Source organism: Acidovorax sp. GW821-FHT10E03 (assembly GCF_059415205.1).
Window position 1 is genome coordinate 1 of the sequence record NZ_JBWKMU010000003.1, and the last position, 11,972, is coordinate 11,972.

10 protein-coding genes are annotated in these 11,972 nt (G+C 61.7%); 1 reads left to right on the forward strand and 9 read right to left on the reverse strand.

Features of this window, described 5'->3' with window-relative positions; all coding sequences use genetic code 11:
- Positions 1 to 217 precede the first annotated feature (217 nt).
- The 4 genes from AC07OD_RS05870 to AC07OD_RS05885 are packed head-to-tail and all read right to left on the reverse strand — an operon-like array spanning position 218 to position 4,618.
- Entirely contained in the window at positions 218 to 658 is a 441-nt protein-coding gene (locus tag AC07OD_RS05870; protein WP_218338576.1) for a response regulator, read from the reverse strand.
- Entirely contained in the window at positions 645 to 2,171 is a 1,527-nt protein-coding gene (locus tag AC07OD_RS05875; RefSeq protein ID WP_494595613.1) for a sensor histidine kinase, YfiR-like protein-associated, read from the reverse strand. Before AC07OD_RS05875 ends, AC07OD_RS05870 begins: the two co-directional genes overlap by 14 nt.
- Positions 2,172 to 2,747 carry a TOL_0243 family YfiR-like periplasmic protein gene (locus AC07OD_RS05880; RefSeq protein WP_218338574.1) on the reverse strand — a complete coding sequence of 192 codons (576 nt, stop codon included), beginning with the start codon at positions 2,745 to 2,747 and terminating at the stop codon, positions 2,172 to 2,174.
- Positions 2,744 to 4,618, reverse strand: coding sequence for a TOL_0244 family TonB-dependent receptor (locus tag AC07OD_RS05885; RefSeq protein ID WP_494595615.1), 1,875 nt, complete (start codon positions 4,616 to 4,618; stop codon positions 2,744 to 2,746). Before AC07OD_RS05885 ends, AC07OD_RS05880 begins: the two co-directional genes overlap by 4 nt.
- Positions 4,619 to 4,865: 247 nt before the next feature.
- On the opposite strand from AC07OD_RS05885, the gene AC07OD_RS05890 reads away from it, so the two are divergent.
- Positions 4,866 to 7,886: an EAL domain-containing protein gene (locus AC07OD_RS05890; RefSeq protein WP_494595617.1), complete on the forward strand. Its 3,021-nt coding sequence runs from the start codon at positions 4,866 to 4,868 to the stop codon at positions 7,884 to 7,886.
- A 55-nt stretch (positions 7,887 to 7,941) separates the two neighbouring features.
- Here AC07OD_RS05890 and AC07OD_RS05895 read toward each other — a convergent pair whose 3' ends face one another.
- The 5 genes from AC07OD_RS05895 to AC07OD_RS05915 are packed head-to-tail and all read right to left on the reverse strand — an operon-like array spanning position 7,942 to position 11,969.
- Entirely contained in the window at positions 7,942 to 8,475 is a 534-nt protein-coding gene (locus AC07OD_RS05895) for a response regulator (protein ID WP_218295004.1), read from the reverse strand.
- Positions 8,476 to 8,491: 16 nt separating this feature from the next.
- Entirely contained in the window at positions 8,492 to 9,829 is a 1,338-nt protein-coding gene (gene nosR / locus AC07OD_RS05900) for a response regulator c-di-GMP phosphodiesterase, NosR family (RefSeq protein ID WP_494595619.1), read from the reverse strand.
- A gap of 3 nt (positions 9,830 to 9,832) precedes the next feature.
- Complete coding sequence (locus AC07OD_RS05905; RefSeq protein ID WP_494595621.1) at positions 9,833 to 10,786, reverse strand: ATP-binding protein; 954 nt, start codon at positions 10,784 to 10,786, stop codon at positions 9,833 to 9,835.
- Positions 10,787 to 10,800: 14 nt separating this feature from the next.
- Positions 10,801 to 11,643, reverse strand: coding sequence for an HDOD domain-containing protein (locus AC07OD_RS05910; RefSeq protein WP_494595623.1), 843 nt, complete (start codon positions 11,641 to 11,643; stop codon positions 10,801 to 10,803).
- Entirely contained in the window at positions 11,640 to 11,969 is a 330-nt protein-coding gene (locus AC07OD_RS05915; RefSeq protein WP_218295002.1) for a hypothetical protein, read from the reverse strand. The genes AC07OD_RS05910 and AC07OD_RS05915 overlap by 4 nt, the downstream gene beginning before the upstream one ends.
- Positions 11,970 to 11,972 lie beyond the last annotated feature (3 nt).

Sequence of the window (11,972 nt, forward strand, 5' to 3'; positions counted from 1 at the left end):
GTCAGCAGGTAGCCGCCGAAGGGCCGCCGCAGGGACGCAAGCGCAGCGCGGCCAGGAGGCGGACAAGAGCGCGGCGTATACGACTAGATACGATGTATATTATGTTAAATAACAAATATCATTGAGCGCGCTTGAGTTCGAGCATCCCTTCGCGGCACGCTCTGCGCAACCCCGCGCTCTCCTTGGATGAAAGATCCCGGATGACCGCCCGGGCCAGCTACGGCGTGCGGTTGACGGTCAGCCAATACGACCCGGCCTGACAGACCACATCCGCCATCTCGTCAAAGTCCATGGGCTTGACCACATAGCTGTTGACCCCCAGGTCATAGGACAGTGTCAGGTCCCGCTCTTCCTGGGACGACGTCAGTATCACCACGGGAATGCGGCGCGTGCGCTGGTCCTCCTTGATGGCGCGCAGCACCTCCATGCCATCCACCCGCGGCATCTTCAGATCCAGCAGCACCAGCTTCGGGCTGGTTTCATCGTGCTGTTGCGAATACTCGCCAAGCCGAAACAGGTAGTTGATGGCCTGTTCGCCATCCTTGACCCACAGCATCTTGTTGGCAAATCCCCGCTTCTTCAGGGCGCGGATCGCCAGCTCCGCGTCGTTGGGACTGTCCTCTACCAGGAGGATGTCGATTTCTTCAAACAGCTCCATCGCGGCTCTCCCGTGGGACAGTGAAATAAAACGTCGCGCCTTCGCCCAGGTTGCCATCGGCCCAGACGCGGCCTCCGTGGCGGTGGACTATCCGCTGGACCAAGGCGAGACCTACGCCCGTTCCCGGAAATTCGCTGGTGTCGTGCAGGCGCTGAAAAACGCCGAACAGCTTGGCCTTGTACTTTGGATTGAATCCGGCACCATTGTCACGCACAAAGAAAATGTGTTCCTGATCGTCCGTGATGGCACCGATTTCAATGCGTGGATTTTCCTGTTTCGAGCTGAATTTGAGGGCGTTCGACAACAGATTGGTCCACACCTGTCCGAGGAGCACGCGGTCTCCCGTCGCCACGGGCATGGCGCCGATGTGAAGCTGGACCCGGCTGAAATCCTCGCGCTCCTTGAGCGCATTCCAGGTGGCCAGCACCAGCGCCCCCATCTCCACGTCACTCACCTTGAGCGCACGCCGCCCCAGCCGAGAAAAGGCGAGCAGGTCGTCGATGAGCACGCCCATGCGCCGCCCCTCGTTCTGGATGATCTGGATTTTCCGCCGGGCCTCGTCGTCCAGGTTCGCGCCGTGGTCTTCCATCAGCGCCTCGGAGAAGCCAACGATCCACCGCAGGGGCGCGCGCAGGTCATGCGACACCGAGTAGCTGAAGCTCTCCAGTTCCTGGTTGGCGGTTTCCAGCTGCAAGGTGCGCTGGGACACCCGCTGTTCCAGCTCCGCGTTGAGCTGGCGCACGTCCTGGTCGGCGCGCCGGCGCTCCTGCGCTTCGCGCTCCAGGGCCTTGTTGGCCGTTTCCAGGTCTTCGGCGCGCCGGCCGATCTCCGACAGCATGTCGTTGAACGCATCCGCCAGATAGCCCAGCTCGTCCTTCGTCGTCTTCTGCACGCGCAGTGAAAAGTCCTTGCGCTCCGTCACCTGGCGCGCCACGTTCGTGACGGCGAGGATGGGCTTGGTCAGGGCCGACTGAAGCCATGCCGACATGCCTGCCGCCACCAGCAGGCTCAGCCCCATGACGCTCGCGAGGATGCCCAGGTAGCCCCGAAACCGTTGCGCCAGTTCGTAGTCCGCGCTCATGTAGACCGTTCCGACGATCTCCTTGTTTTCGAGAATCCGCTTGAAAACGACCAGTTCGCCGTCTTGCAGTCGCACGCCGTCGGCTTCGGGCAATGCAGGGACCTTGTGCTCGGCATGGGCACCCGCACCGCGGTACTGGGCCACCATCTTTCCGCGGGCGTTGTAAATGGCGGCTGCCCGGATCTGGCGCCGGGTTTCCAGCAGGGACAGGTTTTCCTCCGCGGATTTGTGGTCGTCAAACGCCAGGGCGGGGCCTGTCGCGCGCCCCAGGATTTCGGCCTGCGTCAGCAGGTCACTGGTCACGTTCTGCTTGTAGGCCTGGAGTTCATACAGGGCGAGCGCGGTTCCCGCCACCGACAGCGACACGAAGGTTGCCGCGAGCATCGCCAACGCGAACTTGTGGCGCAGCGAGCGTGCTATGGCGTTGAGCATCTAGCGCCCTTCGGCGTGGACTCTCTGGGCCACCGCGAGCAAGCGGGAGCTGAGGCGCAGCCCGCTTTTTTCCACGGGCGCCAGCGCAACCTCGAAACGCACATGGCGATCCACCAGCAGAAAATTGATCATGCCGCCCAGCGCAAGGCCTGCGGGCTCCTCGGTGACTACCAGGATGGGCTGCGCCTGCAATGTGCCCCGCACGGGTTTCAGGCGGGCGGCGTCCCCCTTGCCCACAAACAGGATCGCCACGTCCTCCAGCGGGTCTCCGGCCTTGAGCCGGCTCACCACGATGCTGCGCGAATGGATCTTGCGCCCCTGGACGATCTGCACCAGTTCATCTGCAATGGGATCGGCCCCCAGCACGCCGATCGTGAATGGCGTCTCCACGCTGCCCAGAAAGCCTTCGGGCCAATCCACATACCCGGCAAACTTGTACAGGAACGCGGCCTTGATCTGCGACTCGTCGTTCGGCCAGTCCGGCTGGGCGGCGCAGGGCCCGCAGGCCAGGCCGACCAGGAGCACCCACAGCGCCACCCCTCGCCCCAGCCGCCACGGCGATCTCCAGGTGTTCACAGAGACCACCTGACTCGCAACGCCACGTTGCGCGGAATTTCCCTGCGGTTCAGTGCCGCATTGAATTCCGGGTGGGATCCGTCGAACAGGTTCTGGCCCACGATCGACAGTTCAACGCCAGGCCGCACCGTCCAGCCAAAACGCAGATCGACGGCCGTGTACGCAGGCACGGCGGGGTACGGCAAGGCCCCTACCCTGCGCACGATGACATCGAGCTCCTGGCGGTGGGGCAGATTGAGCCCGGCACGCAGCATCCACTGGTGGCGGGGATCATTGCCCAGCGCGCGGGGCCCCTCGGGGTCCGAGCTGCCCGGCCGGACCCGAAGGTTCTTGCGCAGCAAGGACAGCCCGCCCGCAAGGCGCAGATGGCGTGCCGCATGCCATTCACCCCAGGCTTCCAGGCCCCAGGTCTTTCCCTCGATCATGTTCTGCACCTGTGCCCCGGGAGGACGCTGACCGCTGCGCAATTTGTCCCAATGGTGCTGAAAGGCGGTGACGGAGTAGGAGAGCGAGGCCGAGGGCTGGGAGCGGTAGCCCAGCTCCAGCACCTTGGCGATTTCCGACTGGAAATCCGGGCCTCCGGCGATCAGAAATGGGGGGTTCGGGGGCAGGCGTATGTCGCGGTCCAGGCGTGCCGGGGCCCGTACCGCCCGCGACACGGCGCCCCACCAGAGCTGCTGCGGGCTCGGTTTCCATTCGAAGCGCGCACTCGGAAGCGACTCCATCCCCGTGAAGTCATTCTTCTCCAGTTTGGTGCCAAGCGTCAGATTGAGGCGGTCGGTCAGCTTGAATTCATCCTGCACAAACACATTGGCCCAGCGCAGCGAAGCTGCTGCCGGCGTGAATCCAAATATCACGCCAGGGCGGATGTCGTCCCGGGCCTGCCTGTATCCCCCGCCCCACAGCAGCCGGTGGGCTCCCAGGGGCACGCCATGCTGGAACTCCACATCCAGAACCCGCTGCCGCGGCTGGTAGAGGAAGGCATCCTTGCGGTCCGTATAGTCGTAGTAGGCCTGCAGGCGAACGTCCTGCCCTGCCGGAAGTTTTCGCGTCAAGCGCCCAAGAACGTTGCCCCCCGACGCCTCGACCCGCCCCAGGTCAAAGCGGCCAAACAGGCCACGGCTGTCGGTGGCCCCAGCGTATACGTCGCCCTGAAAGGTCAGTTCGCTGCCATTGTCCACCCAGTCCGCGCGCCATCCCATTTGCCCGCGCGAACGTCCATCCGTTGCCGCGGCACTTCCGGTCTGTACCACGGGCCGGGTCGCGTCGCCCTTGGCGTAGACACGGAACGTCCCCCCTCCTCCCAGCACGCCGCCATATCGGAACGATGCGTCCCGGCCCTGATTGCCGGCACCCACGGCGACAAGCCCGCCCTGGGTGCTGGCGGAGGATTTCGTGATCACGTTGATCACGCCATTGACGGCGTTGGCGCCCCACAAGGTACCTCCCGGTCCACTGATGACCTCTATCCGGTCAACATCTTCCAGCATGACGTCCTGTTGGTCCCAGAACACCCCGGAGAAAAACGGCGTGTAGACCGTGCGGCCGTCGATCAACACCAGCAGCTTGTTGCCAATGGCATTGTTGAAACCGCGCGCGCTGATCGCGTACTGGCTCGCGTCCAGGCGGGCCACCTGGAGATTGGGCGCCAGCCGCAATGCCTCGGGCAGCGTGGAGGCGCCGGAGCGGCGGATGCTGTCGGAGGTGATCACAAAGATGGCGGCGGAAGCATCCCCGAGGAACTCGGGGTGCCGGGCCGCGGAGGTGATCTGGATGCTTGCCAGTTCTTCCAGTGAGAGTTCGGCAAGCGCGGAGGCTTTGTTATCCTGGGCCTGGATCGGCGACAGGGACAGGGCCAGCAATCCTGCCAAGCATGCTCTGGGTTGAATCACCGCCTGCCTCCCCGGGTTTGTGGATGCCAAGCCGTCAGCGCCGACTTGGAAACAATGGTAGGTTGAAAACCGGGTATTGCCTACCGTTCAACGGCGGCCGCGCACGCGAACCGCGCAAATTAAGAATCTCTTGATACCTGGGGTGCAGCCCCCTAGACTCGTCTCCACACGGCAGTGTTCCACAGGGGTGTCCCTGTGGCAGGAGGAATATTTGCAAGTGGTCCCCTTGAATATCCTGATGGTCGAGGATGAGCCCAACGACGCGGAACTCGTAGCGCACGCGTTGCGGCGCGCGGCGTTCAACTTCACGAGCCGCCGCGCGGACACCGAGGAGCGGCTGCGCCATGAGCTGCGGGTGGATGTACCGGACATCATCCTGTCCGACTTCAGCATGCCGCGCTTCAGTGGCCTCGATGCCCTGTCGGTGGCCAGGGAGGTGTGTCCGGACGTCCCGTTCATCTTCGTGTCGGGAACCATCGGGGAAGAGAACGCCATCAATGCCCTCAAGAGCGGGGCGACGGACTACATCCTCAAGCATGACCTGGGGCGGCTGGCCCCCGCGGTCCGCCGCGCCCTCAATGACGCCCTGTCGGCACGCGAGCAAAAGCGCACGCAGGAGGCGCTAAGGCACAGCGAATTGCGGTTTCGGCTGGCGGCCTCCACCGGCGATGTGTGGGACTGGAATGTCGACACGGGCATCGCGCAAATCTCCGCGCAATGGAAATTTCGCCTGGGCTACCAGGACCATGAAATAGAAAATACCGCGGCGGCGTGGCTGGGCCTGCTGGAGCCGTCCGACCGCCAGATGGTGCTGGACGCTTTCGCTGCCCACATCAGGCAGCAGGTTCCCTACGACGTCGAATACCGGGCACTCGCCAAGGATGGCTCCTACCGCTGGTCGCATGCCAAAGGGCAAGCCGTCTGGGATGAAAGCGGCAAGGCAACCTATATGGCGGGCTCCGTGGTGGACATCACCGAGCGCAAGAATGCGGAGCTCAAGGTCAAGCGTCTCAACAGGATCTATGCGGTATTGAGCAGCATCAACTCGCTGATCGTGCGGACGCAGGATCGCAAAGAGCTGTTTCACGAGGCCTGCCAGATCGCCGTCAATGCAGGGGGTTTTCGCCTGGCCTGGATCGGCATCGCTGACATGGAAGAGCAGCATGTGGCCGCGGCGGCCTGGGCAGGGGCCGGAGAAGATTACATCGAGCACATTCCCATGGGGCTGAATGTTCTCGAACGTGAGAACCACGGCCTGGTGGGCGAATGCGTCGGGAGCTCGGAAACCATCCTGGTTCAGGACGTCAGAACCGACCCGAGAATTGTCTTGAGGGATGAGGCAATCAACAGGGGATTTCAGAGCTTTGGCCTGTTCCCGCTGTCGGTCAACAAGAAAGTCATCGGACTGATGGCACTGTATTCGTCCGAGAGAGATTTCTTTGATGATGCCGAAATCCAGCTTCTGCAAGAACTGGCCTCTGACATTGCCTTCTCGCTGGACCATCTTGAAAAATCCGAGCGGCTCAATTACCTGGCCTACTACGATGCACTGACGGGGCTTCCCAATAGAAGCCTGTTGCAGGACCGCCTGGACCAGCTGATTCAAGGCGCCGCCAGCACTGCGGAGGACGCGGCGTCTGTGGCCTTGGTCTGGATGAACATCGACCGGTTCAAGAATATCAACGATACCCTGGGCAGGCATGCGGGAGACGCGGTGATCCAGGCGGTGGCCAGGCGGCTGGTGGAAGCCCTGGGCTCCAACGACAAGATTGCCAGAATGGGTGCCGATCATTTCGGCATCATTGCGACCTATCGCAGTGTTCCCGCGGAAATAGCGCATCTTTTGTCGGAAAAGATATTCCCCTTGATGGACCGTCCATTCGTTGTGGAGGGGAAAGAGCTGTACCTGACTTTTCGCACAGGCATATCCCTCTATCCGGACGATGGGCGGGAGGCGGATATGCTGTTTGCGCATGCGGAAGCCGCATCGCGCGAGGCCGGTGCGGCCAAGGGACGGTATCAGTTCTATACCGCCTCGATGAATACCCGTGTGCACAGCCAGCTGAGCATAGAAAGCAAGCTGCACAGGGCCTTGGAGAACGACGAGTTCGTTCTGCACTACCAGCCCAAGGTCGCGCTCCTTGACGGAAAAATCACCGGCATGGAGGCACTCATTCGCTGGAATGACCCCGAGTCAGGATTGGTTCCACCTTCGGTTTTCATTCCCATCCTCGAAGAAACGGGAATGATCATCGATGTGGGCCAATGGGTTCTGGAAAGAGCCATTCGCGACCATGACAAGTGGCGCAGCCAAGGATTGACACCTCCAAGGATCGCCGTGAATGTTTCAGCCGTCCAGATGCGGCGGTCCGATTTTTCTAAGATTCTCGGCCTTTGCCTGAAAGGCAGCAAGGGCGGTGAAGTCCCCATCGATATCGAGATCACGGAAAGCCTCTTCATGGAGGATATTGACGTGAACATCCAGCGCCTCCACGACATCCGTGAAATGGGTGTCCGCCTGGCGATCGATGATTTTGGGACGGGCTATTCTTCGCTGGCCTATCTGAAGCGGTTTCCCATCGATTATTTGAAAATCGACCAGAGTTTCGTCAAAGAGGTCATCTACGACCCCGATGCCGCTGCGATCTGCACTGCGATCATCGACCTGGCCCACAATCTCAAGCTCAAGGTCATTGCCGAAGGCGTGGAGACAGAGGCGCAAATGAACTATCTGCATCGCAAGAAGTGCGATGAAATCCAGGGGTACTATTTCAGCAGGCCGGTACCTGCCGAGGATTTTGGACGCCTGCTGGCCGATGGCGTCACCCTCAGGATTCCCGAAAAATCCGCAGAACCCCCCAAGAGAATTCTGATCGTGGACGATGAACCAGGAATACTGGCTTCGATGCGGCGTCTGTTGCGGCGTGATGGGTATGAAATATTGACCGCCAACAGTGCAAAAGATGGTTTCGACATCTTGGCGCAGCAAGAAGTGCAGGTCATTCTTTCAGACCAGCGCATGCCCGAGATGTCTGGAACGGAATTTCTCTCCCGGGCCCGGGAGCTTTACCCCGAAACCATCCGGATTGTTCTTTCAGGGTATACCGATCTGGAATCCATTTCGGACGCGATCAACCGAGGCGCCATCTATAAATTTCTGACGAAGCCCTGGGACGACGATCTGCTGCGGGAAAATATCCGCGAAGCATTCAGGCACCATGACGCTGCCCAGCGCAAAGGCGCTTGAATGGCGCAAACCGCCCCGGGGATTTTGAAGGCCCAGGGCTGTGGGGCCGCGGTCCTTAGCTGTCCGGCCCCAGGACCTCTCCATTCGGCCCCCATGTCACATGGGTCAGTCCTGGCTCCAGAGCCTCCAATCGGCGGCGTTCCAGTTCCGTGGCGCTGAGTTGGCCAAACTCGTGACGCCCGACATCGGCCAGATCGTTCTCGTGGCGAAGCTGATCGGCCCGCTCCAGGGCCGAGCGCACATGCCCGAGAAGGTCTTTCTCATCCCAAGGTTTCAGCAGGTAGCGGAAGACTTCCGCATCATTGACCGCCCGCATCAGGTTTTCCGAATCTGACGATGCGCTCAGCACCATCCGCACCGCCCTGGGCTGAATGGTCCGCACGAGGCTCAGAAACTCCACGCCGGTCATCAGGGGCATCCGGTAGTCCGAAATCACCACATCGAAAACGGCCTCTCTCAGCTTGGCCAATGCCACTTCCGGTTCCACCGTTTCTTCAATGCGCAGATCAGCCCCGAGTCCCGCTCGCAGGCTCCGCTTTATCGCCGCCAGGACATGGGGCTCGTCATCCAGTAGGAGAATTCTCTGCATGCCTGAGTCCTTCGTATTACGGTTTGATCGGCAGGATCATTTCAATACCGTCCCGTCCCTCGCGCAACCTCAGCCGCTTGATCAGCTCGGCCGTCAGCACGTGGTCCGCCGCGAGCAGCACGGCGCCTTCGGTGGACAGGAGGTCCCGCGCCAAGATCATTCCCGGCCGCAGCTGTACGGTGCGCAGCATGCGCGGGGGCGTTTCCGCGCCGGGCGCAGCCTTCAGCAGCATTTGCAGGAAGACATCGACGACTTCGGGGTGGAACTGGGTCCCCCTGCCCCGCGCGATCATCGACCTGGCATCCGCGGCATTCAAGGGCGTGGAGCTGAGGTGGCCGATTTGCAGGTCGTCATACGTGTCCGCCACGGCGAGAATGCACGCGCCCATGGGAATCATCTCCCCCACCAGGCCATCCGGATAGCCCAGGCCGTCGTGCCGCTCATGGTGGCTTCGGATGATGTTGGCCACCGCCTGCATGTCGTCAAGCGCCATGAGCGCCTGCTCCCCGAGCACGGCGTGACGGCGGTACTGGACGGTTTCTTCCTCAGATAGCTTGGGAACAGGCCGGGCCAGCAGGGTATCGGGCAAGGCGATCTGGCCGATGTCGTGCATCAAGCCGGCGATGAACGCGTCCTGCTGGTCCGCCTCGCTCATGTTCATGGCGCGCGCGGTGCGGCGGGCCAGGTCCGCCACGCGCCGTGAATGGCCAGAGAGCTGCCCTCCCCTCCACTCCATCAGGTTGGAGAACACCTTGATGGAAGTGAGGTAGTTTTTCTTGATCTTCTGGCTCAGCTGGAGCAACTCACTGGTGCGCGCAGCAACCTTTTCCTCCAGGGTCTCATTGAGCTCCATCAATGCCTGGTTCTTGGACCTGAGAAGTGCCTCCAGGCGGTCCTTTTCATGCTCCAGGGCATGGCGCTCGAACACCTGGTGGGCCGTCGCAAGCACTTCCCCGTCATCCCAGGGCTTGGTGATGTACCGATAGACTTCACCGCTGTTGATGGCCGCGATGGTGGATCCGATGTCCGCGTACCCCGTCAACAGGATTCGCGTCGTTCGGGGCCAGCGCTGGCGCACCTGCTCCAGCAACTGGGCGCCGCTCATTCCTGGCATCCGCATGTCGGAGAAGATCAGGTCCACGGGTTCCTGCTCCATCTGGGCAATCGCCTCGGCACCGCTGGTGGCGGTCGATACCTGGTATCCACTGCCCCGGAACAGGCGCTTGAGCGAAGCCACGATGTTGGGCTCGTCGTCCACGCACAGAATTCGCCAGACGCGTGCATCCTCCTGCGATTGGCCGACCTCCGGAGACAAGGTCGGAAGAGCGGCCGTGACGTCGATATCGGAGTTCACCCCTTACGCCTCCGCTGCGTGGCGTATCGGCAGCGTGACGCGAAAGCGCGTCCCGACACCCGGTTCGCTGAAGACATCGATGCTTCCCAGGTGCTTCTTGACGATTCCGTACGAAAGCGAAAGGCCCAGCCCGGTGCCCTTGCCGACCGCCTTGGTGGTGAAGAACGGATCGAAGATGCGCCCCAGATTCTCCTTGGCGATGCCCTCGCCCGTGTCCTGGATCTCCACCCACACCCGTGAGTCGTCGGCGCCGGTGAGGATGGTGATGGTGCCCCTGTCCGCCTGGATGGCATGGGCGGCATTGACCAGGAGGTTCATGAAGACCTGGTTGAGTTCGGAGGGGAGGCACTCGATGTCGGGAAGCTCCCCATATGCCTTGACAACGTCCGCCTTGTATTTGATTTCGTTGTTGACGATGTTCAGGGTGGAATCGATGCCGTGGTGCAGATCGGCCAGCACCCACTTCTGGGAGGTGTCTACCCTCGAGAAGTCCTTGAGGTTCTGAACGATGTTGCGCACGCGGGTAATGCCGTCTTTCGATTCCGCCATCAAGGAGGGAATATCTTCCTTCAGGAAATCCAGCTCTATTTTTTCGCGCAATGCCTTGAGGCGCACCGCCACCGGCGTATCACCGAGCGCAGACTCCGCCTCTTCATAGGCCGCGAGCATCTGGAACAGGTCGCTCAGATAGCGCTCCAGGGTGCCGAAATTAGAGAATATGAATCCAATGGGATTGTTGATTTCGTGGGCGACACCCGCGGCCAGCTGCCCGATGGATGCCATCCTTTCCGACTGCATCAGCTTGTCCTGCGCATCCGAGAGCTTTGCATTGAGCTGCGTCAGCTCTTCGTTGGATCGCAGCAGCTCCTTGACCCTGTCTTCCGTGGTGTCAGGGGACGACACGGCCGACGGCGCGTCCGCGGTGCTTTCGCGAAGTAGTGGGTCGTGAGAATTCATGTAGGGCACCTCTTTCAGGCCAGGAGTGCGTGGCAGACAACCTCATGCTGCTCTGCCACCGCATCGAAAACTGCCATGTAGTCACCGTCGTCCAGTGCCAGTCTGCCCCAGGCATCCAGGGCCAGCAAGGGCACCATATCGTTTTCCTTGTGAGAAAGATCCAGGCCGTGCGCAATGTTGTCGGCGACATGCACGAGGTCCGTCAGGCACAGGCCGCTGGCAGGCGGCGGGCGGTGGTGGCATGAAATGGCCGCAACAATCTCCGGCGCAAAATGCCAATGCTCCGCGATCACCCCGCCGACCCCGGCATGGTCAACACCAAAATAGTGGCGCTCCGCGGCATGCATCAGGCAATCGTGTTCCAGCTGGTAAGCAATGGCCTGGGCATACTCGTCCTCGTAGGAGCTCACGAGCACCAGCCGCCCGATGTCATGCACCAGCCCCAGGGTGAACGCCGCATCCTCGTCCAATCGCGTGCGCTGCGCCAAGGCTCTGGCGGTGAGTGCCGTGCCGATCGCATGGCGCCAGAACGCATCAAAGTCGAACCCTTGGCAGCGGGAGTTCGCAAAACCGCCCACCAATCCCGCGGCCGTGGCCACGCTGCGCAGGGTGCGAAGCCCGAGAATCGCGGTGGCCTCTGCGATGGAGGTGACCTGGCGAGGAAGGCCATAAAAGGAAGAGTTCGCCAGCCGAAGCGTCTTGGCGGCGATGGCCTGGTCGTGCGATATCTTCACGGCCAGCTGTTCGGCGGAAACATGGCTGTCCCCAAAGGACTGGATCAGTTCCAGCACCACCGCGGGAAGCGCCGGCAGCTCATGGACACTGCGCAATATGGCATCTGCAGTGAGCTGCTTCATGGTGTCTCCGCGGAGCGATATCGCAGGATCAGATGAAACAGCGGATTGAGCTGGCCGGCCCGCATGGCAGGCCGGAACAGATGCAGCAGGCGTTTTTCCGTCTGTGCCTGCTGTGTGGCTGGATCCAGCTTGTCGACAATGCCCGAAACACCTTCCGGCGGATTGACGAAGACGGTGTCGATTCCCCGCTGCTGCAGGCTGTTCAGGATCCCGCGCGTGATGGGCGTCCCCGCCGGGAGCAGAAGCTGTCCGTGCGCGTCCAGCACCGGCTGGGCCAGGAGCATCCCCTCCGGGGTCCATTCAATCGAGGTGGAAAGAGCTTGCATGGG